The organism is Saccharopolyspora antibiotica, from assembly GCF_047200635.1.
Lineage (GTDB): Bacteria > Actinomycetota > Actinomycetes > Mycobacteriales > Pseudonocardiaceae > Saccharopolyspora_C.
Genome location: NZ_JBJZOI010000019.1, coordinates 24263 through 48102 on the forward strand (window position 1 = coordinate 24263; position 23840 = coordinate 48102).

The following is a 23840-nucleotide window of genomic DNA, read 5'->3' on the forward strand; positions in this document are numbered from 1 at the left end:
CGCCGCGTCGCGGGGTGGCTGCCCCGCACGGTGACCCGACAGGAGACTGGGGATGACCGGTGACACCTCGTGGTTCGCGAACAGGCACGGCTCGGCCGTCTCGCGACGAGAGCCGCGCCCGCTGAACTGGGCGGACCGGTTCCGCGGCGCGCTGCTCGGCGGCGCCGTGGGCGACGCGCTGGGCGCGGGGGTGCGCACCCGCACGGCCTGGGACATCCAGCACTGGTTCGGCAAGCAGGGGGTCGCGGACTACCTGCCGGTGTTCGGCAGCCGCGGCGGGGCCACCGAGCTGACCCAGCTCGCGGTGTTCACCCTGGAGGCCTTGCTGCGCGCGCGGGCCGTCAACGGCGAGTCCGCGGAGTGGCTGCCGACCCCGGTGGTCCGCACGAACCACCTGCGCTGGCTCTACACCCAGGGCGTGCCCTGGGAGTACGCGATGTCGGGCCACCTGCAGACGCACCCGGAGCCGAGCGGCTGGCTGCTGGAGACGCCGGAGCTGTTCTCCACCAGGAATCCCGCCGGTGGCGCGCTGTCCGGGCTGGGCAGGCTCGCCGCGCAGCCGCCCGCGCAGACCACCCACGACTCCCGGTTCGGCCCGCTGGTGCGCCCCGGGTTCGCCGACTGCGCGGTGTGGGCGGCGCCGACGATGGTGTGGAGCACCTCGGAGGACCGGGTGTTCGCGGCCGGGGCCGACGTGGCCCGGTTGCTCACCGACGACCTCAACGTGCAGGGCGCGGCCGGTTTCCACGCCGACGTCCTGGCGCAGCTGATCCAGGGGGACATCGGCCTGTGGGACGCGGTGGGGCTCGCCGACGCGCGGCTGAGCTCGCTGCACACCGGGGCGGAGGGTCCGGCCGCGGTGCGCCGCGCGGTGCACGCCGCGATGTTCGCGACGCGCGACGGGCGCCGCCCGCACCCCGCCGAGCTGGACGCCGAGTTCGACACCGAGCACAAGCCGGGTGAGCTGGGAACGGCGCTGGCCTCGGTCGCGGCGACCGGGAGCTTCGCGGAGGCCGTCGTGATGGCGGTCAACGTGTCCGCGGACAGCAGCGTCACCGGCGCGATGGCGGGGCAGCTCGCGGGCGCCCTGCACGGGCCGGACGCGATCCCGGTCCGGTGGCGCGAGGAGCTGGAGCTCGGCGACATCATCGAGACGTTGTGCGCGGACGCCGCCGAGGCCTTCGCGCCGCCTCCGCCTCCGCCGCCGCTGCCGAAGTGGGCGCAGCGCTACGTCGGCGATCCGCGCCGCGGCGCGGCCGGGCCGGTGGAGCTGGGCACCGCACGGCCCGAGCCGGTGACCACGGTGGACAGCGGCCGGGGTCCGGAGCCGGTGCGCCCGGTGGACGGCAGCAACGACCCCACGATGATCATCGACCTGAGCCGGATCGAGACCCGCGCGGACGCCCTGGAGTTCGCCGAGACCGGTGCGGTCGAGGAGCGGCCCGAGCCCGCGCGGCCCGCGGACGCCTTCGGCCAGGTCACCGATCGCACCGACCTCTCGCTGCTCAACGGGCACCAGCGCGGCGAGCCGGAGGACGAGCGGGCGTCGGACGCCGACGAGGCCCGTCCGATGCCGGACTTCGGCAAGGGCGGGTTCGCGCTCTCCACCGATCGCACCGACCGCGAGGAGCTCGCCCGGCTGGCGAAGCTCGTCTCGCTGCGCCCGGAGGAGGCGGGCCGCATCCCCGCCTCCCCGCCCGAGCCCCTCCCGCCCGAGCCGCTCCCGCCCGAGCCCCTCCCGTCCGAGACCGCCTCGGCCGAGGTCGCCGAGTCGGGCGCCGTCCGGTCGGACGGGCCGCAGCTCGCCGAGCACCAGGACCCCGAGCCGCCGGAGCCGCACGAGCCGCCGGAGCAGCCCTCCGACCGATCTCCCGGGGAGGGCGACTCCTGGCCGACCGAGACCGCGGAGGAGTTCGCCGAGTTCCCCGATGCCGACAGCGATCACCCGGCGGTCGAGGACACCGGGCGGTTCCCCGTCGGCGGCGACGCGGGGGAGGACGAGGTGGACACCGCCGCGCGGTCCGACCCGGCCGCCGAGCACGAGGAACCGGCGCACCGCGCGGTCGCGCCGGAGCACTCCGCGCCCGAGCCCCGCACCGCGAAGCCCGGCGGACACGCCAAGTCCGAGGCCGTCGACGAGGTCGCGCCCTCGTTGACCGAGCGGGTGCTGGGCTGCTTCCTCGGCGGCGCGCTCGGCGATGCGCTGGGATCCGACCTGGAGTTCGTCCCCGCCGAGAAGATCACCGAGCGGTTCGGTCCGGCGGGCCCGCAGGGCCTGCGCGAGGCGTACGGGGTGCAGGGTGCGATCACCGACGACACCCAGATGACGCTGTTCGGCGCGGAGGGCCTGATCCGGGGCGGCATCGCCCGGCGCACCCTCGGCGCCACCGATCCGCTGCCGGAGCTCCAGCTCGCCTACCAGCGCTGGCTGCACACCCAGGGCGTCGAGTGGGAGGCGGCCGCGGGCCCGTTCCGATCGGTCTACCCGGAGCCCGACGGCTGGCTGGTCGAGGTCCCCGGGCTGTTCGCCACCCGCGCGCCCGGCAAGACGATCTTCCGCGCGCTGACGCGCTTCGGCGACGGCCACGCGGCGGGGTCGATCAGCGAGCCGATCAACGACTCGAAGGGCTGCGGCGGCGTGATGCGCGCGGCCCCGATGGCGCTGTACTCGCCGGATCCGCCGGTGGCCTTCGAGCTGGCCGCGCGGGCCGCCGCGCTCACCCACAGCCACCCCTCCGGCTACCTGTCGGCGGGTGCGCTGGCGGTGATCGTGCAGCAGGCGCTGCTCGGGCAGACCCTCGACGACGGCGTCTGGCTGGCCCTGCAGGTGCTGGAGACCTGGGAGGGGCACGAGGAGACGAGCGCCCTGCTCAAGCAGGCGGTGGAGCTGGCCGAGCGGGGCCGGCCGAGCCCGGTTGACATCGCCGAGAACCTGGGCGGCGGTTGGGTCGGCGAGCAGGCCCTGGCGATCGCGGTCTGCGGGGCGCTGGCCGGCGGGGACGACGTGAGCGAGGCGCTGCGCATCGCGGTCCACCACGACGGCGACAGCGACTCCACCGGTGCGATCTGCGGCAACATCGTCGGGGCCCTGATCGGGGTCAGCGGACTCCCGGTCGGCTGGCTCGCCGACCTGGAGCTGCGCGACGTGGTGGAGCAGATGGCGCTCGACTGCGTGGCCGAGTTCGGCGATTCCCTGGTCCGCGACCCCGACGACCCGGAGCCGATGAGCGAACGGCCCGCCGACGAGGAGTGGGACGAGCGCTACCCGGTGCGCCCGCTGCCCGGGTCCGCGCCGGTCGCTGCCGAGCACGATTCGGGAGACCCCCCGACCGCGCTGCTGCCCGCGGTCGGGGCGGAACCGCAGCGGGCCGAGCCGGCTCCGCCTCGGGCGCCCGACGCGGACCCGGAACCGCTGGCCGCCTTCCCCGCGCCGAAGCCCGCGCCGCGCCGCATCCAGAGCCCGCAGCCCGCCTACGACGGCGAGGGCTGACCCGGGGGGAGCGCTGTCGTCGCGGTCACGCCCGGGACGCCTCCGGGCGACCGGGGCAGGCCGCGCGAGGCATGCCCGGCCGAGGACGACCGCCCCGCCGCGCTCGGCCCCCGGTCGGGGACCTGGCCGGACCGGGACCGGCAGGTCGTCCGGGGTGCGCGGGGAGGCGCTGCGCGGGCCGCCCGATCGTGCGCTGACGGCGCTTGCCAGCGCCGGTAAGGTCGCGAAGAACACCACACCACTAGCTCGGTCCGCGGCGGCTGCGGGGAAGATCGAGCAGGTCTTGGGGACCCCGTTTTGACCCCCTCAGAACGGGGCGGGTATCTTTGCTTATCGGACCCGAAAGCTATCGGGTCGGTCCGTATGCCCGTGCGTGACCAGTGACCGCTCCGGTGGTCGTGATCGCGGACATGGGCCGTGCGGAACTCTCCTGACAACCATCGGGTTCGTTCCTGTCGGTGCGCTCCCGCGGGGCCCCACCAGCGCCGCAAGGCCGGGGAGTGGGCGACACGCCCGACCTCGTGGTGCGGGGGAGTCCCAAGTAAACAGTGCCTGCCAGGTGCTCGGCGCCAGGGCACGTGCCCGGACGCCGACGTGTGCGAGCGCCGCCGGGCGAGAGCAACCACGAAGACGCGAACGCTCAAGAGAAAGCCGGTCCATGCCCACCATCCAGCAGCTGGTCCGTAAGGGCCGCCAGGACAAGGTCGCGAAGACCAAGACCGCGGCGCTCAAGGGGAGCCCGCAGCGGCGTGGCGTGTGCACCCGCGTGTACACCACCACCCCGAAGAAGCCCAACTCGGCACTGCGCAAGGTCGCCCGTGTCAAGCTCACCAGCGGCATCGAGGTCACGGCCTACATTCCGGGCGAGGGGCACAACCTCCAGGAGCACTCGATCGTCCTGGTTCGCGGCGGCCGCGTGAAGGACCTCCCCGGCGTGCGCTACAAGATCATCCGCGGGTCCGCTGACACCCAGGGTGTGAAGAACCGCAAGCAGGCTCGCAGCCGGTACGGCGCGAAGAAGGAGAAGAGCTGATGCCCCGCAAGGGTCCGGCCCCGAAGCGGCCGCTCAACGCCGATCCCGTGTACGCATCGCCGCTGGTCACCCAGCTGGTGAACAAGGTCCTCGTCGACGGCAAGCGCTCGCTGGCCGAGAAGATCGTGTACGCGGCGATGGAAGGCGCTCGGGAGAAGACCGGCACCGACCCGGTGGTCACGCTCAAGCGTGCGCTGGACAACGTGAAGCCGACCCTGGAGGTCCGCAGCCGCCGCGTGGGTGGCGCGACCTACCAGGTGCCGATCGAGGTCCGCGCCGGCCGCTCCACGACGCTGGCCCTGCGCTGGCTGGTCACCTACTCGCGGGCGCGCCGCGAGAAGACCATGGTCGAGCGCCTCATGAACGAGCTGCTCGACGCCAGCAACGGTCTGGGCGCGAGCGTCAAGAAGCGCGAAGACACTCACAAGATGGCGGAGTCCAACAAGGCCTTCGCGCACTACCGCTGGTGACGTCGGGTCGGCTCCTGCCCGCCTCGGCCCACCGATTCGACGGCTTGCATCTGCTGTAGGAACGGGGAAGAAACTCGTGGCACGCGACGTGCTGACGGACCTCACGAAGGTCCGCAACATCGGCATCATGGCCCACATCGACGCGGGCAAGACCACCACGACCGAGCGCATCCTCTTCTACACGGGGATCAACTACAAGCTCGGCGAGGTTCACGACGGCGCCGCGACGATGGACTGGATGGAAGAGGAGCAGAAGCGGGGTATCACGATCACCTCGGCTGCTACCACGACCTTCTGGGGCGACTACCAGATCAACATCATCGACACCCCCGGGCACGTCGACTTCACGGTCGAGGTGGAGCGCTCGCTGCGCGTCCTGGACGGTGCCGTCGCGGTGTTCGACGGCAAGGAAGGCGTCGAGCCGCAGTCCGAGCAGGTCTGGCGGCAGGCGGACAAGTACGACGTCCCGCGCATCTGCTTCGTCAACAAGATGGACAAGCTCGGCGCGGACTTCTACTTCACCGTGAAGACGATCCGCGAGCGGCTGCACGCCACTCCGCTGGTGCTCCAGCTCCCCATCGGCTCGGAGTCCGACTTCCAGGGCGTCGTCGACCTGGTCAGCATGAAGGCGCTGACCTGGCGCGGTGACGTGAAGAAGGGCGAGAGCTACGAGGTCGAGGAGATCCCGGCGGACCTCGCCGAGATCGCCGCGTCCTACCGCGAGCAGCTGATCGAGGCGGTGGCCGAGACCGACGAGGCCCTCATGGAGGCCTACTTCGGCGGCGAGGAGCTGACCACCGAGCAGATCAAGGGTGGCATCCGCAAGCTGACCGTGGAGCGCTCCGCGTTCCCGGTGCTGTGCGGCACCGCGTTCAAGAACAAGGGCGTGCAGCCCATGCTCGACGCGGTCGTGGACTACCTGCCGGCGCCGCTGGACGTGCCGCCGGTGCAGGGCCTGCTGCTGGACGGCGAGACCACCGCCGAGCGCAAGCCCAGCACCGATGAGCCGTTCGCCGCGCTGGTGTCGAAGATCGCGGTGCACCCGTTCTACGGGAAGCTGACCTACATCCGCGTCTACTCCGGCAAGCTCTCCTCCGGTTCGCAGGTCATGAACTCGACCCGCGAGCGCAAGGAGCGCATCGGGAAGCTCTTCCAGATGCACTCCAACAAGGAGAACCCGGTCGACGAGGCCCAGGCCGGTCACATCTACGCGGTCGTCGGTCTGAAGGACACCACCACCGGTGACACCCTCTGCGACCCGCAGAACCCGATCGTGCTGGAGTCGATGACCTTCCCGGAGCCGGTCATCGACGTGGCGGTCGAGCCGAAGACGAAGGCCGACCAGGAGAAGCTGTCCACGGCGATCCAGAAGCTCGCCGAGGAGGACCCGACCTTCCGCGTCCACCACGACGAGGAGACCGGTCAGACGGTCCTGTCCGGCATGGGCGAGCTCCACCTGGAAGTCCTGGTCAACCGGATGAAGTCCGACTTCAAGGTCGAGGCGAACATCGGTAAGCCGCAGGTGGCCTACCGCGAGACCATCCGCAAGCCGGTCGAGAAGTACGAGTACACGCACAAGAAGCAGACCGGTGGTTCCGGTCAGTTCGCCCGCGTCATCATCGCGCTCGCGCCGATCGAGCAGACCGCGGACAGTGCGACGTACGAGTTCGAGAACAAGGTCACCGGTGGTCGCGTGCCGCGCGAGTACATCCCGTCGGTGGACCAGGGTGCGCAGGACGCCATGCAGTACGGCGTGCTGGCCGGTTATCCGCTGGTGGGCGTCAAGATGACCCTGCTCGACGGCCAGTACCACGAGGTCGACTCCTCGGAGATGGCGTTCAAGGTCGCTGGTTCGATCGCGCTGAAGGAGGCCGCTCAGAAGGCCTCCCCGGCGATCCTCGAGCCGGTGATGGCGGTCGAGGTGATCACGCCCGAGGACTACATGGGCGATGTCATCGGCGACCTCAACTCCCGCCGTGGCCAGATCCAGGCCATGGAGGAGCGCAGCGGTGCGCGCGTCGTCAAGGCGCAGGTGCCGTTGTCCGAGATGTTCGGGTACGTCGGCGACCTGCGTTCCAAGACGCAGGGGCGCGCCAACTACTCGATGGTGTTCGACTCCTACGCCGAGGTTCCCGCGAACGTGGCGAAGGAGATCATCGCGAAGGCTACGGGCGAGTAATTCCCTGTAGTTCGGCGGCGGCCGGCTCGGCCTCGTGCTCGAGGCCGCGGCCGTCCGCTACCAAACCCGACAGGACTCCGCCTGGCACTGAATCTTCGCGCAACGCGGGGACTGGCTAGTCGTACGGCGGAAAGAGAACTAAGTCCAGGAGGACAATCCAGTGGCTAAGGCGAAGTTCGAGAGGGACAAGCCGCACGTCAACATCGGGACCATCGGTCACGTTGACCACGGCAAGACCACGCTCACCGCGGCCATCACCAAGGTGCTGCACGAGAAGTACCCGGAGCTGAACCCCTTCACGCCGTTCGACGAGATCGACAAGGCTCCCGAGGAGAAGCAGCGCGGCATCACGATCCAGATCGCGCACGTCGAGTACCAGACCGAGAAGCGTCACTACGCGCACGTCGACGCCCCCGGTCACGCCGACTACGTGAAGAACATGATCACCGGTGCCGCCCAGATGGACGGGGCGATCCTGGTGGTGGCCGCCACCGACGGCCCGATGCCGCAGACGCGTGAGCACGTGCTGCTGGCTCGCCAGGTCGGTGTGCCCTACATCCTCGTCGCGCTGAACAAGGCCGACATGGTCGACGACGAGGAGATCATGGAGCTCGTGGAGATGGAGGTCCGCGAGCTGCTGTCCGGTGAGGACTACGACGGCGACGACGCTCCGGTCGTCCGGGTCTCCGCGCTCAAGGCGCTCGAGGGCGACCCGGAGTGGTCGAACAAGATCGTCGAGCTGCTCGACGCGGTCGACGAGAACGTTCCGGACCCGGAGCGCGAGACCGACAAGCCCTTCCTGATGCCGGTCGAGGACGTCTTCTCGATCACCGGTCGCGGCACCGTGGTGACCGGCCGGATCGAGCGCGGCATCGTCAAGGTCAACGAAGAGGTCGAGCTCGTCGGCATCAAGGACACCGCGCTGAAGACCACGGTCACCGGCGTCGAGATGTTCCGCAAGCTGCTCGACGAGGGCCAGGCCGGTGACAACGTCGGTCTGCTCGTCCGCGGCATCAAGCGCGAGGACGTCGAGCGCGGCATGGTGGTCGTCAAGCCGAAGACCACGACCCCGCACACCGAGTTCGAGTGCCAGGTCTACATCCGGTCGAAGGAGGACGGTGGCCGTCACACGCCGTTCTTCAACAACTACCGGCCGCAGTTCTACTTCCGCACCACCGACGTGACCGGCGTCGTGACCCTCCCCGAGGGCACCGAGATGGTCATGCCGGGCGACAACGTCGAGATGTCGGTGCAGCTGATCCAGCCGATCGCGATGGAGGACGGCCTCCGCTTCGCGATCCGCGAGGGTGGCCGCACCGTCGGTGCCGGCCGCGTCACCAAGATCATCAAGTGATCTGACGCGAGGGCCCGCTCCTTCTCCGAAGGGGCGGGCCCTCGCTGGTTTCCGGGCTCGGTGCCGAGCGCTGAGCCCGGAACCCACCCCCCGGATTCGGGCTGGCGCACGACGTGTGTCATCCTGTATGGGTTGCTCGTTCGGAGCGGCCGGTTCTCCGTGGAACGCCTCGGAGGGACCCCGGCCGCTCCGCCACGAGAAGCCCTGCGCCCTGGAGTTTCGGAGCAGGACCGGTTTCGACCGGGCCTTGGCGTTGTGACGGGATTTCTCCCGCACCGCCGTCCGGCAGGGTGCAAAGCAAGAGGTGTACGGGTCTTCGAGGGAGCCTCGCGAGGAGCTCTCGGACTCATCCCAGCGGCGGAGTTCGATGGGACCGGTCTGTGCGCAGTGGGCGACACGCCCGACCGCGTGTACCGGGCACCAGCAACCTGAACAGGGGCGGACCGAGGGCTGAGCCCACCGCGCGGAAGTGATTCCGCCGGGAGTTCACCGGCCTAGGCCGCGACGGGCACCCGAAGCCCACGGGCGCGCAGGCGCCGTCCGCAGCACCAGCTGCGGATCGCCGCAGCGCCGACCACTGGCGGCACGAGACTAGAGGAACGGCAAGCCACTATGGCGGGACAGAAGATCCGCATCCGGCTCAAGGCCTACGACCACGAGGCGATCGACGCGTCCGCGCGCAAGATCGTCGAGACCGTGACGCGCACCGGCGCTCGGGTCGTCGGGCCGGTGCCGCTGCCGACGGAGAAGAACGTCTACTGCGTCATCCGCTCTCCGCACAAGTACAAGGACTCGCGGGAGCACTTCGAGATGCGGACGCACAAGCGGCTCATCGACATCCTCGAACCGACGCCGAAGACGGTGGACGCGCTGATGCGCATCGACCTGCCGGCCAGCGTCGACGTGAACATCCAGTAAGGGTCGGCCCATCTTGAGACGGCCCGTTCGCGGGCCGGCCGTAGTGCGGAGAGAACAAGACTGATGTCTGACAGGCAGATCAAGGGGATTCTGGGCACCAAGCTCGGCATGACCCAGGTCTTCGACGAGAACAACCGGGTCGTCCCGGTGACCGTCGTGCAGGCCGGGCCGAACGTGGTCACCCAGATCCGTACCCCCGACAAGGACGGCTACGCCGCCGTGCAGCTGGCGTTCGGCGCCATCGATCCCCGCAAGGTGAACAAGCCGCGCACCGGCCACTTCACCAAGGCCGGGGTCACGCCGCGGCGGCACATGGTGGAGCTGCGCACCACCGACGCTGGTGAGTACGAGGTCGGCCAGGAGATCACCGCTGAGGTGTTCGAGGCCGGCACCGTCGTCGACGTGGTCGGCACCAGCAAGGGCAAGGGCTTCGCCGGCACGATCAAGCGGCACGGCTTCCACCGCCAGCCGATGAGCCACGGTGCTCAGGCCGTGCACCGCAAGCCCGGCTCGATCGGTGGCTGCGCCACCCCGGGCCGCGTGTTCAAGGGCATGCGCATGGCGGGCCGGATGGGCACGAACCGCGTCACCACCCAGAACCTCAAGGTTCACCGGGTGGAGGGCGAGTCCGGCCTGCTGCTGATCAAGGGTGCCGTTCCCGGCCCCAAGGGCGGCCTGGTTCTGGTCAAGAGCCCCGCGAAGGGTGGTGCGTGATGAGCGCGACGCTGGACGTCCGTACCCCGGACGGCGCGACCGATGGCAGCGTGACGCTGCCCGCTGAGATCTTCGACGTGCAGGCCAACGTGGCCCTGATGCACCAGGTGGTGACGGCCCAGCTGGCCGCCATCCGCCAGGGCACGCACTCGACGAAGACTCGCGGCATGGTCTCCGGTGGCGGCAAGAAGCCGTACCGGCAGAAGGGCACCGGCAACGCCCGTCAGGGCTCGATCCGGGCCCCCCAGTTCACCGGTGGTGGCACGGTGCACGGCCCGCAGCCGCGGGACTACACCCAGCGCACCCCGAAGAAGATGAAGGCCGCCGCGCTGCGCGGTGCGCTGTCCGACCGCGCTCGCGCCGGGCAGCTGCACGTCGTGACGCACGTCGTCGGCGGTGAGTCGCCCTCGACCAAGGCCGCCAAGACCGCGGTCCGCAACTGGACCGAGGCCAAGCGCGTCCTGGTCGTGCTGAACCGCGTGGAAGAGGCCAACTCCTGGCTGAGCCTGCGCAACCTGCAGCACGTCGAACTGATCGACCAGGGCCAGCTCAACACCTACGACGTGCTCGTCAACGACGACGTGGTGTTCAGCAAGGCCGCGTTCGAGCGGTTCGTCGGTGAGCGGCAGGGCTCGGCGAAGGCCGCGAGCGCTGAGGAGGCACAGCAGTGATCCCCGACCCGCGAGACATCATCCTGGCGCCGGTGATCTCCGAGAAGAGCTACGCGCTCTTGGAGGAGGGCCAGTACACCTTCCTGGTGCGCCCCGGCTCGAACAAGACCGAGATCAAGATCGCCGTTGAGAAGATCTTCGATGTCAAGGTCACCAACGTGAACACGATCAACCGCGAGGGCAAGCGCAAGCGCACCCGCACCGGGTACGGCAAGCGCAAGGACACCAAGCGCGCGATCGTGACGCTGTCCCCGGAGAGCAAGCCGATCGAGATCTTCGGCGGACCGGCCGCCTGACCGGCGCTGATTAGGACGAGGTTTCTACAGAGATGGGCATTCGCAAGCACAAGCCGACGACGCCGGGCCGTCGCGGTTCCAGCGTGTCCGACTTCGCCGAGATCACCCGGTCGGAGCCGGAGAAGTCGCTGGTGCGCCCGCTGCACGGTCGCGGCGGTCGCAACGCGCACGGCAAGATCACGACGCGGCACCAGGGCGGTGGCCACAAGCGCGCTTACCGCGTCATCGACTTCCGCCGCAACGACAAGGACGGTGTGCCGGCCAAGGTCGCGCACATCGAGTACGACCCGAACCGCAGCGCGCGCATCGCGCTCCTGCACTACCTGGACGGCGAGAAGCGCTACATCATCGCGCCGAACGGTGTGAAGCAGGGCGACCGGATCGAGAGCGGGCCGCGGGCTGACATCAAGCCCGGCAACAACCTGCCGCTGCGCAACATCCCGACCGGCACCGTGATCCACGCGATCGAGCTCCGCCCCGGTGGCGGCGCCAAGATCGCGCGGTCCGCCGGTGCCCGGGTTCAGCTGGTGGCCAAGGACGGTCCGTACGCCCAGCTGCGGATGCCCTCGGGCGAGATCCGCAACGTGGACGTCCGCTGTCGCGCCAGCATCGGCGAGGTCGGCAACTCCGAGCACTCGAACATCAACTGGGGCAAGGCCGGCCGGATGCGGTGGAAGGGCAAGCGCCCGACCGTCCGCGGTGTCGTCATGAACCCGGTCGACCACCCGCACGGTGGTGGTGAGGGCAAGACCTCCGGTGGTCGCCACCCGGTCAACCCCAAGGGCCGCCCCGAGGGTCGCACCCGCCGCAACAAGCCCAGTGACAAGCTCATCGTCCGGCGCCGTCGCACCGGCAAGAAGCGCTGAGCAGGGAGGTAGAAGCACATGCCACGCAGCCTGAAGAAGGGCCCGTTCGTGGACGACCACCTGCTCAAGAAGGTGGACGCGCTGAACGAGTCGGGCAAGAAGACCGTGATCAAGACCTGGTCCCGCCGGTCCACGATCATCCCGGACATGCTGGGCCACACCTTCGCGGTGCACGACGGCCGCAAGCACATCCCGGTGTTCGTCACCGAGTCGATGGTCGGCCACAAGCTGGGCGAGTTCGCGCCGACGAGGACCTTCAAGGGCCACGTCAAGGATGACCGGAAGTCGCGCCGCCGCTGAGCGGGGGCGAACCAAGAGCAAGGGGTAGCAGGATGACAGCCCGTTCCGACGACACCGCGGCGGCGAACGACCGCGCGGTGGCGCGGGCCCGCTTCGTCCGCGTGACGCCGATGAAGGCCCGTCGCGTGGTCGAGCTCATCAAGGGCCGTAGCGCCAGCGAAGCCCTGGCAGTGCTCCAGTTCGCGCCGCAGGCCGCCAGCGGTCCGGTGTCGAAGGTGCTCGCCAGTGCCGTCGCCAACGCGGAGAACAACCAGTCGCTCGACCCCGACACCCTGTGGGTGCACCGGGCGTACGTGGACGAGGGACCGACGCTGAAGCGGTTCCAGCCCCGTGCCCAGGGCCGTGCGTACCGGATTCGCAAGCGGACCGCGCACATCACCATCGAGGTGGAGTCGCGGCCGAAGGCGGCCGGTAAGACGAAGAGCCAGAAGGGGAGTGCCCGGTAGTGGGTCAGAAGATCAACCCGCACGGCTTCCGTCTCGGCATCACCACGGACTGGAAGTCCCGGTGGTACGCCGACAAGCAGTACGCGGAGTACGTTGCGGAGGACGTCAAGATCCGCCGTCGGCTCTCTCGCGGTATGGAGCGCGCCGGGATCTCGAAGGTGGAGATCGAGCGCACCCGCGAGCGGGTCCGGGTGGACATTCACACCGCCCGGCCGGGCATCGTCATCGGCCGCCGTGGTGCCGAAGCGGACCGCATTCGCGGTTCGCTGGAGAAGCTGACCGGCAAGCAGGTCCAGCTCAACATCCTCGAGGTCAAGAACTCCGAGGCGGACGCCCAGCTCGTCGCGCAGGGCGTGGCCGAGCAGCTGTCCAACCGCGTGTCCTTCCGGCGCGCGATGCGCAAGGCCATCCAGTCGGCCATGCGCTCGCCGCAGGTCAAGGGCATCCGGGTGCAGTGCGGCGGTCGTCTGGGCGGGGCCGAGATGTCCCGCTCCGAGTTCTACCGCGAGGGTCGCGTCCCGCTGCACACGCTGCGCGCGGACATCGACTACGGCTTCTTCGAGGCCCGCACCACGTTCGGTCGCATCGGCGTCAAGGTGTGGATCTACAAGGGCGAGCTGGTCGGCGGCCTGAAGCAGAAGCAGCAGGAGTCCGAGGTGCGCGCGCCTCGCGGCGAGGGCGGCGGCCGCGGTGAGCGCGGTGGCCGTGCCGAGCGCGGTGGCCGTCGCCGTTCCGGCGCTTCGGGCACCACGGGTGCCGGAGGCACCGAGGCCGGCCGCGCCGCAGCCAAGGGCGGATCGGCGGAGAGCCCGGAGCAGGCGCAGACCGCGGGCGACGCGGCGACCGCCAACGCCCCGGCCGTGGCCGAGCCGCAGGCCGATCAGAAGACGGAGGGCTGAGCAGTGCTGGTCCCACGCAGGGTGAAGTGGCGCAAGAGCCACGCACCGAAGCGCAAGGGCTTCGCCAAGGGCGGCACCCGGATCAACTTCGGCGAGTACGGCATCCAGGCGATCGAGCACGGCTACGTGACCAACCGCCAGATCGAGTCGGCTCGTATCGCGATCACCCGGCACGTCAAGCGCGGTGGCAAGGTCTGGATCAACATCTTCCCGGACCGCCCGCTGACCAAGAAGCCGGCGGAGACCCGTCAGGGTTCCGGTAAGGGCTCCCCGGAGTCCTGGGTGGCGAACGTCAAGCCCGGTCGGGTCATGTTCGAGCTGAACTTCCCGAACAAGAAGACGGCTGTGGAGGCGCTGACCCGTGCGGCGCACAAGCTGCCGATGAAGTGCAAGATCGTGTCCCGCGAGGGTGGTGACTTCTGATGGCCGCTGGTGTCACCGCTGGTGAGCTCCGGGAACTGAGCGACGACGAACTGCTGTCGCGCGTCCGGGAGTCGAAGGAAGAGCTGTTCAACCTTCGCTTCCAGATGGCGACCGGGCAGTTGGAGAACAACCGCCGGTTGCGCGTGGTCCGCAGGGACATCGCCCGCATCTACACCATCATGCGCGAGCGCGAGCTCGGGCTGACGGTGTCCCCTGACGCGACCGAGGAGGGCGCGGCATGAGCAGCGAGACCGAGAGCAAGGGTGTCGCGCGGAACTACCGCAAGACCCGCGAGGGCTACGTCGTGTCCAACAAGATGGACAAGACGATCGTGGTGTCCCTGGAGGACCGCAAGAAGCACGCCCTGTACGGCAAGGTCATGCGCCAGACCACCAAGGTCAAGGCGCACGACGAGTCCAACACGGCCGGTGTCGGCGACCGGGTCCTCCTGATGGAGACCCGTCCGCTGTCGGCGACGAAGCGCTGGCGCCTCGTCGAGGTCGTGGAGCGGGCCAAGTAAGGACATCGGACGCGGGCCGGTCGCCGGTTTCGGGGACCGGCCCGCTGCCGGTGGTGACCGCGCGCGTCAGGTCGGAAATTTGGCGCGCCAGAGTGTGCCCGCGCAGCAGGGTGCGGGCACTTAGGGTCAGGAGTCAGACGTGATCCAGCAGGAGTCGCGACTTCGCGTCGCCGACAACACTGGGGCCAAGGAGATCCTCACGATCCGGGTTCTCGGTGGTTCTGGTCGGCGTTACGCGGGTATCGGTGACGTCATCGTCGCCACCGTCAAGGAAGCCATTCCGGGTGCCGGCGTGAAGAAGGGCGATGTGGTCAAGGCCGTCGTCGTCCGGCAGAAGAAGGAGAAGCGCCGCGCGGATGGCTCGTACATCCGGTTCGACGAGAACGCCGCGGTGCTGCTCAAGACCGACGGGGGTCCCCGCGGTACCCGCATCTTCGGCCCGGTCGGCCGCGAGCTGCGCGACAAGAAGTACATGAAGATCATTTCGCTCGCGCCGGAGGTGCTGTGATGAAGATCAAGAAGGGCGACACCGTCGTCGTGATCTCCGGCAAGGACAAGGGTGCCCGGGGCAAGGTCATCGCGGCCTACCCGCAGCGCGAGCGCGTCCTGGTCGAGGGCGTGAACCGGATCAAGAAGCACACGAAGGTCTCCCGGACCGAGCGTGGTGCCCAGTCCGGCGGCATCGTCACCCAGGAGGCGCCCATCCACGTGAGCAACGTGATGGTGGTCGACTCCGACGGCACCCCCACCCGCGTGGGCTACCGGTTCGGCGAGGACGGCAAGAAGGTCCGCATCTCCCGCCGCAACGGGAAGGACATCTGATCATGACTACCACGGAGAAGATCGTCCCCCGGCTCAAGACCCGGTACCGCGACGAGATCCGCCCGGCCCTGCTCCAGGAGTTCGAGTACCCGAACCCGATGCTGGTGCCCGGCGTGGTCAAGGTCGTCGTCAACATGGGTGTCGGCGACGCCGCGCGGGACAGCAAGCTCATCGAGGGCGCGGTCCGCGACCTGACCACGATCACCGGTCAGCGCCCCGAGATCCGCCGGGCCCGCAAGTCCATCGCGCAGTTCAAGCTGCGCGAGGGCATGCCGATCGGTGCGCGCGTCACGCTGCGCGGCGACCGCATGTGGGAGTTCGTCGACCGCCTGGTCACCATCGCGCTGCCGCGCATCCGGGACTTCCGCGGTCTGTCGCCGAAGCAGTTCGACGGCAACGGCAACTACACCTTCGGGCTCAACGAGCAGTCGATGTTCCACGAGATCGACCCCGACTCGATCGACCGTCCTCGCGGTATGGACATCACCGTGGTGACCACGGCCACCACCAATGAGGAAGGCCGGCGGCTGCTGCGCCACCTGGGCTTCCCGTTCAAGGAGCAGTGATGTCGGGTATCGCTGGGCGTCGAAACAAGGAGAACTGAGCCGATGGCCAAGAAGGCGCTGATCAACAAGGCCGCGCGCAAGCCGAAGTTCAAGGTGCGCGGTTACACCCGCTGCCAGCGCTGCGGGCGTCCGCGGTCGGTGTTCCGCAAGTTCGGCCTGTGCCGCGTGTGCCTCCGCGAGATGGCGCACGCCGGCGAGCTGCCGGGCGTGAGCAAGTCTTCCTGGTGAGTGCCCGCCCGCCGAGCTCTTCCCGGTCACGGGTACGCTCGGCGGGCATCACCAGGACTTTCACCCGCTCCGGCGGGTCGGCGCGCTGCTGCGCGCCACTGACGTGGCCTGCCGATCGGCAGGCGTGATCCGACTTCGCCTAGGCCAGGATCCAGACCTCCCGCACCGCGGGGTGCGTCCGGGTCCGTCGGAACCGGGTGAGAAAGGTGGACCAGGTCACCATGACGATGACCGATCCCATCGCAGACATGCTGACGCGTCTGCGGAATGGAAGCTCGGCATACCACGACGAGGTCGTGATGCCGCACTCGAAGCTCAAGGCGAACATCGCCGAAATCCTCAAGCGCGAGGGTTACGTGACGGGTTCCCGTGCCGAGCAGGGCGAAAAGGGGCAGAACCTCGTCGTCGAGCTCAAGTACGGCCCGAACCGGGAGCGCAGCATCGCCGGCCTGCGGCGGGTCTCCAAGCCCGGTCTGCGGGTCTACGCGAAGTCCACGAACCTGCCGAAGGTTCTCGGCGGCTTGGGCATCGCGATCATTTCGACGTCGGGTGGTCTGGTGACCGACCGGCAGGCCATCAAGCAGGGCGTGGGCGGAGAAGTCCTCGCCTACGTGTGGTAAGGGAGGAGGAGCATGTCGCGCATCGGGAAGCTTCCGATCACCGTGCCCTCCGGAGTCGAGGTCACCATCGACGGCCAGGCGGTGACGGTCAAGGGCCCCAAGGGCACCTTGGAGCAGCGCATCGCCGAGCCGATCATCGTCGAGAAGGACGATGACGGGTCCGTTCTGGTCAAGCGGCCGGACGACGAGCGCGAGAGCCGCTCGCTGCACGGTCTGTCGCGCAGCCTGGTCAACAACATGGTGCTCGGCGTCAGCAAGGGTTACCAGAAGGACCTGGAGATCCACGGCGTCGGCTACCGCGTGCTGCTCAAGGGATCGAACCTGGAGTTCTCCCTGGGCTACAGCCACCCCATCGTGATCGAGCCGCCGCAGGGCATCGAGTTCGCGACAGAGGGCGCGACCAAGCTGTCGGTCAAGGGCATCGACAAGCAGCTGGTCGGCGAGATCGCTGCCAGGATCCGCAAGCTGCGCCGCCCCGACCCGTACAAGGGCAAGGGCGTCCGGTACGCCGGCGAGACCATCCGCCGCAAGGTCGGAAAGACGGGTAAGTGACCATGAGCGAGACAACCACTGCTACGAAGCGCAAGCCCGTGGGCAAGGACATCTCGACCGTGCGTCGGATCGCCCGTGCCAACCGGCACTTCCGGCTTCGCAAGAAGATCAGCGGCACGCCGGCGCGTCCGCGCCTGGTCGTGACCCGGTCCACGCGGCACATCGTCGCGCAGGTCATCGACGACGTCGCGGGTCACACGCTGGCGTCGGCCTCCAGCATGGAAGCCGACCTGCGCACCCTCGAGGGCGACAAGAAGGCCAAGGCGACCAAGGTGGGCGAGCTCGTCGCGGCTCGCGCCAAGGAAGCCGGTGTCGAGAAGGTCGTGTTCGACCGGGGTGGCAACGCCTACCACGGCCGCGTCGCGGCGCTGGCCGATGCCGCCCGCGAGGGCGGCCTGGAGTTCTGACATGCGTACGACTGAGATGACAACGATCGAGAGGGACGCCTGATGCCTGGACGCACTCGGCGTGACGGCGGTTCGGAGTCCGGCGGCAAAGACCGCCGGGACCGCCGCGACGGTGGCCGTGGCGGGGCGGCCCAAGAGAAGAGCATGCAGTTCGAGCGCGTCGTGACGATCAATCGCGTCGCGAAGGTCGTCAAGGGCGGCCGGCGCTTCAGCTTCACCGCGCTCGTGGTCGTCGGTGACACCGACGGCATGGTCGGTGTCGGTTACGGCAAGGCCAAGGAAGTGCCCGCGGCGATCGCCAAGGGCGTGGAGGAGGCGAAGAAGAACTTCTTCCGCGTCCCCCGCCTCGGTGGCACGATCACGCACCCGGTCCAGGGTGAGGACGCCGCGGGCGTCGTCATGCTGCGCCCGGCCAGCGCCGGTACCGGTGTCATCGCCGGTGGCCCGGTGCGCGCGGTGCTCGAAGGAGCCGGCGTGCACGACGTGCTGAGCAAGTCGCTGGGCAGCGACAACCCGATCAACATCGTGCACGCCACCGTGGCGGCGCTGAAGAGCCTGCAGCGTCCGGAGGAGGTCGCGGCCCGCCGCGGTCTGCCGCTGGAGGACGTGGCTCCGGCGTTCATGCTGCGTGCCCGTGCCGGTCAGGGGGCGTGACGTGGCACAGCTGAAGATCACCCAGACGCGTGGTCTGGTGGGCACCAAGCGCAACCAGCGCGAGAGCATGCGCACCCTCGGCCTGCGCAAGATCCGCCAGACGGTGGTGCGCCCGGACGACGCGAACACGCGTGGCCTGGTCAGGGTCGTGCACCACCTCGTCACGGTCGAGGAGGTCGACTGAGCATGGTCATCAAGATCCATGACCTGCGGCCCGCGCCGGGGTCGAACCGGGACAAGATCCGGGTCGGCCGCGGTGAGGGTTCCAAGGGCAAGACCGCGGGCCGCGGTACCAAGGGCACCAAGGCTCGCAAGAACGTCTCCCCGCGCTTCGAAGGCGGGCAGATGCCGATCCAGATGCGGCTTCCGAAGCTTCGCGGCTTCAAGAACCGCAACCGGGTGGAGTACCAAGGCGTGAACCTCGGCCGCCTGGCGGCCGCGTTCCCGAACGGTGGCACCGTCGGCATCGACGAGCTGATCTCCGCTGGGCTGGCCAACAAGGGCGAGCTCGTGAAGATCCTCGGTGGTGGCGAGCTGGAGGGCGTCAAGCTCGACGTCACCGCGCACGCCTTCACCGGCTCCGCGCAGGAGAAGATCACCGCCGCGGGTGGCTCCGCCACCAAGCTGGAGAGCTGAACGCTCCGGTGATTCCGCTCGGAAGGGCCGGTCGACCTCAGGGTCGGCCGGCCCTTCTGCTGTCATCGGGCGGGTGAGGCCGGGAAGTTCCGCGCCTCCCGTACCGCCCGGACCTCCGGTGGGTCGACTCGCGCCCGGTCGGGGTCTCGGCGGGGAACGCGAGTTCCCGGTTCCTGGCGGTGATTCCCCCGGTGCTCACCGGCGCGGTCCCGCTCAGGCGGCTCGCGGCGCCCCTCCCGAATTCGAGCGGGGCCCTGCTGCGCTGCGACGATCCGCCCCCGGCCGGGGCCTGGCGGATTCCGGCGCGCGTCGGCCGGGGCGTTCAGCGCAGTGTCGCTGCGCTGTTCGGTCGCAGCGGAAGGTGTGAGTGATGACCGCCGTTCCGCCGAATGGAAGCGCTCCCACGGGTGGTGCAGACCTTTCGCGTACCGCTCTAGGTTGATCGGGTCAGCGCGCCGGGCCACCCGGCGCCCCCACGAGCACCGGGAGCGGGACATGCGCTATCGAACGCGGCTAGCAGGGGTGGCGGCGTCGCTGGCCGTCGCCGCCGTTCCGGGCCTCGCGGCGGCCGAGGCACCGGCGGCCCCGCAGCGGTCCGAGGACGCGCCGAGCCACTGCACCTTCGAGGTCGGAAGCGGGCAGCAGCACTGCTTCGGAAGCCTGGCCGAGGCCACCGCGAGCGCCGAGCGGCGGACCGCGGACGCCCGCGACGGCGAGGTCGTCCAGGCCACGCTGTTCGACGAGGAGAACTACGGCGGCGCCAGCTTCACCATCTACGGCGCCGGGTTGTGCGAGAAGGACGGCAAGGTCGAGTACCAGCTCGACCTCCCGGACGACTGGAAGAACCGCGTCAGCTCGGTGCAGCCCTGGGCGAACTGCTGGGTCTGGCTCTACCCCGAGCCGGACCTCGGTGGCGACCGGGACGGCCCGTTCGAGGAGAACACCGGTTACGTCGGCGATCTCATGAACGACCGCGCGCAGTCGGTGGGATTGAGCTGAACGTCCGCGCGGCCGGGGCCCCCGCGGCGAAGCCCGGTCGTGCGGAAAGCGAGTTCGCCGCGGGATCCGCTCTCAACGAGGAGAAGCCATGTCCCCACGCAGAACCAGCGCGGTGCTCGTCTCCGCGATCTCCCTGACCGCCCTGGCCTTCGCGCCCGCCGCCTCGGCGGCCGACGAGCCGACCGTCCGCGAGCTCATGGACAAGTGCGACAACGGCACCGACAGCTGCGTCTTCCACCCCGAAGGGCAGCCCGAGCACTACGCGGAGGACCGGCACACCGTGGGCGATCCGGTTTACAACTGCACCGACGGCGTGCAGCGCTTCTCGGTGGAGTGGTCGGACACCACCTCGCAGAGCAACAGCGTCGGGCTGTCGATGACCACGGAGGCCGGGTTCGGCAAGGTCTTCGCCGTGGCCTACGAGCAGAGCTACCAGCACACCTGGGAGGAGTCGCACACCGAATCCCAGGCGACCTACGTGGACACCGAACCGAACCAGGTGGGCACGGTGGAGCGCGCCGCGCGGATGCAGAAGGTGACGGGCACCTACGAGCTGCACTTCGAGGACAAGTTCTACGACCACTACATCTGGTACGTGCCGATGGAGGTCACCGGCCCGGCCCCGGACCCGACGAGCGCGGTCAGCCAGCACGTGCGGGACATGACCGAGGAGGAGATCTCCCAGTGCCCGTGATGTCCCGGAACCGCACCCTGCCGCCCACGACGAGTCCCGCCGAGCGAGAAGAGGCCCACCGATGATCCGCCGCATCGCCTCCGCCGCGGCCGCGACCGCCGCCGCCGGACTGCTGATCGCCCCGCCCGCCTCGGCCGCCGAGGAGCCCACCGCGCGCGAGCTGCTGGACAAGTGCGACAACGGCACCGACAGCTGCGTCTTCCACCCGGAGGGCGAGCCGGAGTACTTCCAGAACACCAGCGAGCAGGTCGGCAGCCCCACCTTCAACTGCACGGAGCTGCCGCAGCGGATGGGCGTCACCTGGTCGGACACCACCGCGGAGAGCAACAGTCTCGGGCTGTCGATGGCCACCACGTTCGGCGAGGTGTTCAAGGTGACCTTCAAGGCCAGCTACGGCCACGAGTGGAAGGAATCGCACACCGAGAGCCAGACGACGAACATCGACGTGAACCCGGGCGATGCCGGCCGGGTCTACCACGGCCCGCGGATGCAGAGGGTGACGGGCACCTACGAGCTGCACTTCGAGGACAAGTTCTACGACCACTACATCTGGTACGTGCCCATGGAGGTCACCGGCCCCGCCGATGAGCAGCAGGGCACGGTCGTGCAGGACACCAGCCCGATGACGGACGAGGAGAAGGCCGCCAACTGCGAGTGAGCCGGAGCGCGGGGCGGGGTCCGCTCCGGCGTCGCCCCGCCCCGTCGCCCGGGGTCATCGCGCCGCGCCCGGGACGTTCCCAGCGATGATCTCCGAACGGGAAGGATCGGGGAGTGCGGCGGATCACCGCCGACCGCCGGAGCGCGTTCGGCGACCTGCTAGAGTCGCCCAGGCAGCACCGTGCCAGGCACGGTGCTGCGGATTTTCCAGCCGTGCCGGCCCCGCGTACGAGGATTTGGGAAGCCGGCCATCGTTCGGCCGGTACTCCCGGCTTGCGCACCAGGAGGTTCGCGTGCTCGGCGCCTTCCGCTCGGCTCTGGCGACGCCGGACCTGCGCCGCAAGATCCTGTTCACACTGGGCATGGTCGTGCTGTACCGGCTCGGCGCCACGATTCCCTCTCCGGGGGTGTCGTACCCGAACGTCCAGCAGTGCTATCAGGAACTGCAGGGCAGTCAGAGCGTCTTCTCGCTGTTGAACCTGTTCAGCGGTGGCGCGTTGTTGCAGCTCTCGGTGCTCTCGCTGGGCATCATGCCCTACATCACGGCGAGCATCATCGTCCAGCTGCTGCAGGTGGTCATCCCGCGCTTCGAGCAGCTCAAGAAGGAAGGCCAGTCCGGCCAGGCGAAGCTGACCCAGTACACCCGGTACCTGGCGATCGCCCTGGCGGTGCTGCAGGCGACGGGCATCGTCGCGCTCGCCGAGCGCGGCCAGCTGTTCCCGGACTGCTCCGCGGACGTCATCCCGGACAGCTCGGTGCTGAACCTCATCACCATCGTGGTCGTGATGACGGCGGGCGCCGCGCTGCTGATGTGGATGGGTGAGCTGATCACCGAGCGCGGTGTCGGCAACGGCATGTCGCTGCTCATCTTCACCTCGATCGCGGCTCGCATCCCCGCCGAGGGCGGCAAGATCCTGCAGACGCACGGCGGCCTCGTGTTCGGGGTGGTCTGCGTGTTCGCGGTGGCCATCATCGCGACGGTGGTCTTCATCGAGCAGGCGCAGCGCCGGATCCCGGTGCAGTACGCCAAGCGCATGATCGGCCGCCGGATGTACGGCGGGACCTCGACCTACCTGCCGCTGAAGGTGAACCAGGCCGGTGTCATCCCGGTGATCTTCGGTTCCTCGCTGCTCTACCTGCCGCAGCTGCTCGGCCAGCTCGCGGGCAACCAGGACTCCTGGTGGGCGCGGTTCATCCAGACCTACATCGTCGACCCGTCCAGCTGGGTGCACATCCTGCTGTACATGGCGATGATCATCTTCTTCGCCTACTTCTACGTCTCGATCACGTTCAACCCCGAGGAGCGGGCGGACGAGATGAAGAAGTTCGGCGGGTTCATCCCGGGCATCCGCCCGGGGCGGCCGACCGCCGAGTACCTGAGCTTCGTGCTCTCCCGGATCACGCTGCCCGGCTCGCTGTACCTGGGCATCATCGCGATCCTCCCGAACTTCTTCCTGGGGCTGACCGGCCAGGGCGGGAACCAGAACTTCCCGTTCGGCGGCACCGCGGTGCTGATCATGGTCAACGTGGGTCTGGACACGGTGAAGCAGATCGAGAGCCAGCTCACGCAGCGGAACTACGAGGGTTTCCTCCGGTAAACTCGCCGGATACGGATGGCGGACCCGTCGTTTCGCATCGCGGAAGCGGGCGGAGGTCCGCTGGCCGCGTGCACTATGGTGTTCGACCGTGACGACGCTGCGGGCGGCTGTGGCCGGTGCACCGGCCCGGTCGCCCGGCGTCGATTCCGCCGGGCAGCTCGCGCGGTGATCAGCATCCGCACTCCGGTGCAGTGCGGAGCGCTCGACGAAGGTGGCGGCAGACCACCGCAATGATTCGGAGGCAGACCCTTGGTGCGATTGGTTCTCGTCGGCCCGCCCGGAGCGGGCAAGGGCACCCAAGCGGCCGTGCTGGGCGAACGGCTCGCCGTTCCGCACATCTCCACCGGCGACCTGTTCCGGGCGAACATCGGGAACTCCACGCCCCTCGGGCAGAAGGCCAAGTCGTACATCGACGCGGGCGAGCTGGTCCCCGACGAGGTCACCAACGAGATGGTCCGCGAGCGGCTGGCGGAGCCCGATGCGCAGGAAGGCTTCCTGCTCGACGGCTTCCCGCGCACCACCCCGCAGGCCGACGTCCTCGGTGACATCCTCGCCGAGAACGGCATGGAGCTCACCGCCGTCCTCCAGTTCGACGTGCCCGAGGAGGAGCTGGTCCGGCGGATGCTGGACCGCGGCCGCTCGGACGACACGGAGGACGTGATCCGGCGCAGGCTCGCGGTCTACCACTCGGAGACCGAGCCGCTGCTGGACTACTACCGGCCCAAGGTCGTCAAGATCGACGCCCTCGGTTCGGTCGAAGAGATCACCGAACGCGCGCTGGACGCGTTGGGCCAGAAGAAGGCCTGACGGGCGCGCAGGAATTCCGAG

Annotated in this window: 31 protein-coding genes; all 31 read left to right on the plus strand. The window is 69.2% G+C overall.

Annotated features, from left to right (window positions below; genetic code table 11):
• Positions 1 to 52 precede the first annotated feature (52 nt).
• Positions 53 to 3490 (plus strand): ADP-ribosylglycohydrolase family protein, encoded by a 3438-nt coding sequence (locus ACL03H_RS16800; RefSeq protein ID WP_412812194.1) that lies wholly within the window; start codon positions 53 to 55, stop codon positions 3488 to 3490.
• A gap of 658 nt (positions 3491 to 4148) precedes the next feature.
• Positions 4149 to 4523: a 30S ribosomal protein S12 gene (gene rpsL, locus ACL03H_RS16805; protein ID WP_009948619.1), complete on the plus strand. Its 375-nt coding sequence runs from the start codon at positions 4149 to 4151 to the stop codon at positions 4521 to 4523.
• Entirely contained in the window at positions 4523 to 4993 is a 471-nt protein-coding gene (gene rpsG, locus ACL03H_RS16810; RefSeq protein WP_412812195.1) for a 30S ribosomal protein S7, read from the plus strand. The genes rpsL and rpsG overlap by 1 nt, the downstream gene beginning before the upstream one ends.
• A gap of 76 nt (positions 4994 to 5069) precedes the next feature.
• Complete coding sequence (gene fusA / locus ACL03H_RS16815; protein ID WP_412812196.1) at positions 5070 to 7172, plus strand: elongation factor G; 2103 nt, start codon at positions 5070 to 5072, stop codon at positions 7170 to 7172.
• Positions 7173 to 7332: 160 nt separating this feature from the next.
• Entirely contained in the window at positions 7333 to 8526 is a 1194-nt protein-coding gene (gene tuf / locus ACL03H_RS16820; RefSeq protein WP_412812197.1) for an elongation factor Tu, read from the plus strand.
• Between the two features lie 612 nt (positions 8527 to 9138).
• Positions 9139 to 9444: a 30S ribosomal protein S10 gene (rpsJ, locus tag ACL03H_RS16825; RefSeq protein WP_009948626.1), complete on the plus strand. Its 306-nt coding sequence runs from the start codon at positions 9139 to 9141 to the stop codon at positions 9442 to 9444.
• 63 nt (positions 9445 to 9507) lie between these two features.
• Positions 9508 to 10158, plus strand: a complete 651-nt coding sequence (rplC, locus tag ACL03H_RS16830) for a 50S ribosomal protein L3 (RefSeq protein WP_412812198.1) — start codon at positions 9508 to 9510, stop codon at positions 10156 to 10158.
• Positions 10158 to 10829 (plus strand): 50S ribosomal protein L4, encoded by a 672-nt coding sequence (gene rplD / locus ACL03H_RS16835; RefSeq protein WP_412812199.1) that lies wholly within the window; start codon positions 10158 to 10160, stop codon positions 10827 to 10829. Before rplC ends, rplD begins: the two co-directional genes overlap by 1 nt.
• Positions 10826 to 11125 carry a 50S ribosomal protein L23 gene (gene rplW, locus ACL03H_RS16840; protein ID WP_412812200.1) on the plus strand — a complete coding sequence of 100 codons (300 nt, stop codon included), beginning with the start codon at positions 10826 to 10828 and terminating at the stop codon, positions 11123 to 11125. The genes rplD and rplW overlap by 4 nt, the downstream gene beginning before the upstream one ends.
• Positions 11126 to 11157: 32 nt before the next feature.
• Positions 11158 to 11991: a 50S ribosomal protein L2 gene (gene rplB / locus ACL03H_RS16845; protein WP_412812201.1), complete on the plus strand. Its 834-nt coding sequence runs from the start codon at positions 11158 to 11160 to the stop codon at positions 11989 to 11991.
• 18 nt (positions 11992 to 12009) lie between these two features.
• A complete protein-coding gene (rpsS, locus tag ACL03H_RS16850) occupies positions 12010 to 12291 on the plus strand; it encodes a 30S ribosomal protein S19 (RefSeq protein ID WP_184476345.1) in 282 nt (93 codons plus the stop codon).
• Between the two features lie 32 nt (positions 12292 to 12323).
• Positions 12324 to 12737, plus strand: coding sequence for a 50S ribosomal protein L22 (gene rplV, locus ACL03H_RS16855; protein WP_412812202.1), 414 nt, complete (start codon positions 12324 to 12326; stop codon positions 12735 to 12737).
• Entirely contained in the window at positions 12737 to 13636 is a 900-nt protein-coding gene (gene rpsC, locus ACL03H_RS16860; protein ID WP_412812203.1) for a 30S ribosomal protein S3, read from the plus strand. Before rplV ends, rpsC begins: the two co-directional genes overlap by 1 nt.
• Positions 13637 to 13639: 3 nt before the next feature.
• Complete coding sequence (rplP, locus tag ACL03H_RS16865) at positions 13640 to 14059, plus strand: 50S ribosomal protein L16 (RefSeq protein ID WP_224956659.1); 420 nt, start codon at positions 13640 to 13642, stop codon at positions 14057 to 14059.
• On the plus strand, positions 14059 to 14301 hold the full coding sequence (gene rpmC / locus ACL03H_RS16870) for a 50S ribosomal protein L29 (RefSeq protein WP_412812204.1): 243 nt from the start codon (positions 14059 to 14061) through the stop codon (positions 14299 to 14301). The genes rplP and rpmC overlap by 1 nt, the downstream gene beginning before the upstream one ends.
• Entirely contained in the window at positions 14298 to 14579 is a 282-nt protein-coding gene (gene rpsQ / locus ACL03H_RS16875; RefSeq protein WP_412812205.1) for a 30S ribosomal protein S17, read from the plus strand. The genes rpmC and rpsQ overlap by 4 nt, the downstream gene beginning before the upstream one ends.
• A gap of 139 nt (positions 14580 to 14718) precedes the next feature.
• Positions 14719 to 15087, plus strand: coding sequence for a 50S ribosomal protein L14 (gene rplN / locus ACL03H_RS16880; RefSeq protein WP_412812206.1), 369 nt, complete (start codon positions 14719 to 14721; stop codon positions 15085 to 15087).
• Positions 15087 to 15401, plus strand: a complete 315-nt coding sequence (gene rplX, locus ACL03H_RS16885; RefSeq protein WP_412812207.1) for a 50S ribosomal protein L24 — start codon at positions 15087 to 15089, stop codon at positions 15399 to 15401. The genes rplN and rplX overlap by 1 nt, the downstream gene beginning before the upstream one ends.
• Positions 15402 to 15403: 2 nt before the next feature.
• Entirely contained in the window at positions 15404 to 15967 is a 564-nt protein-coding gene (rplE, locus tag ACL03H_RS16890) for a 50S ribosomal protein L5 (protein ID WP_412812208.1), read from the plus strand.
• A gap of 42 nt (positions 15968 to 16009) precedes the next feature.
• Complete coding sequence (locus ACL03H_RS16895; protein ID WP_412812209.1) at positions 16010 to 16195, plus strand: type Z 30S ribosomal protein S14; 186 nt, start codon at positions 16010 to 16012, stop codon at positions 16193 to 16195.
• A 221-nt stretch (positions 16196 to 16416) separates the two neighbouring features.
• Positions 16417 to 16815 carry a 30S ribosomal protein S8 gene (gene rpsH, locus ACL03H_RS16900; RefSeq protein WP_184476384.1) on the plus strand — a complete coding sequence of 133 codons (399 nt, stop codon included), beginning with the start codon at positions 16417 to 16419 and terminating at the stop codon, positions 16813 to 16815.
• 12 nt (positions 16816 to 16827) lie between these two features.
• Entirely contained in the window at positions 16828 to 17367 is a 540-nt protein-coding gene (gene rplF / locus ACL03H_RS16905) for a 50S ribosomal protein L6 (protein ID WP_412812210.1), read from the plus strand.
• A gap of 2 nt (positions 17368 to 17369) precedes the next feature.
• The gene (gene rplR, locus ACL03H_RS16910) at positions 17370 to 17774 is read left to right on the plus strand and encodes a 50S ribosomal protein L18 (protein WP_412812302.1); all 405 of its coding nucleotides are present in this window, start codon (positions 17370 to 17372) and stop codon (positions 17772 to 17774) included.
• Positions 17775 to 17816: 42 nt separating this feature from the next.
• Positions 17817 to 18428 carry a 30S ribosomal protein S5 gene (gene rpsE / locus ACL03H_RS16915; protein WP_184476393.1) on the plus strand — a complete coding sequence of 204 codons (612 nt, stop codon included), beginning with the start codon at positions 17817 to 17819 and terminating at the stop codon, positions 18426 to 18428.
• Position 18429: 1 nt separating this feature from the next.
• The gene (rpmD, locus tag ACL03H_RS16920) at positions 18430 to 18612 is read left to right on the plus strand and encodes a 50S ribosomal protein L30 (protein ID WP_412812211.1); all 183 of its coding nucleotides are present in this window, start codon (positions 18430 to 18432) and stop codon (positions 18610 to 18612) included.
• 2 nt (positions 18613 to 18614) lie between these two features.
• Complete coding sequence (gene rplO / locus ACL03H_RS16925) at positions 18615 to 19064, plus strand: 50S ribosomal protein L15 (RefSeq protein WP_412812212.1); 450 nt, start codon at positions 18615 to 18617, stop codon at positions 19062 to 19064.
• Positions 19065 to 19559: 495 nt separating this feature from the next.
• The gene (locus tag ACL03H_RS16930) at positions 19560 to 20063 is read left to right on the plus strand and encodes a hypothetical protein (RefSeq protein ID WP_412812213.1); all 504 of its coding nucleotides are present in this window, start codon (positions 19560 to 19562) and stop codon (positions 20061 to 20063) included.
• An 88-nt stretch (positions 20064 to 20151) separates the two neighbouring features.
• Entirely contained in the window at positions 20152 to 20757 is a 606-nt protein-coding gene (locus ACL03H_RS16935) for a hypothetical protein (RefSeq protein WP_412812214.1), read from the plus strand.
• Between the two features lie 61 nt (positions 20758 to 20818).
• Positions 20819 to 21415: a hypothetical protein gene (locus ACL03H_RS16940; RefSeq protein WP_412812215.1), complete on the plus strand. Its 597-nt coding sequence runs from the start codon at positions 20819 to 20821 to the stop codon at positions 21413 to 21415.
• Between the two features lie 292 nt (positions 21416 to 21707).
• Positions 21708 to 23012 (plus strand): preprotein translocase subunit SecY, encoded by a 1305-nt coding sequence (gene secY, locus ACL03H_RS16945; protein ID WP_412812216.1) that lies wholly within the window; start codon positions 21708 to 21710, stop codon positions 23010 to 23012.
• 249 nt (positions 23013 to 23261) lie between these two features.
• Entirely contained in the window at positions 23262 to 23819 is a 558-nt protein-coding gene (locus tag ACL03H_RS16950) for an adenylate kinase (RefSeq protein ID WP_412812217.1), read from the plus strand.
• Positions 23820 to 23840: the final 21 nt, after the last annotated feature.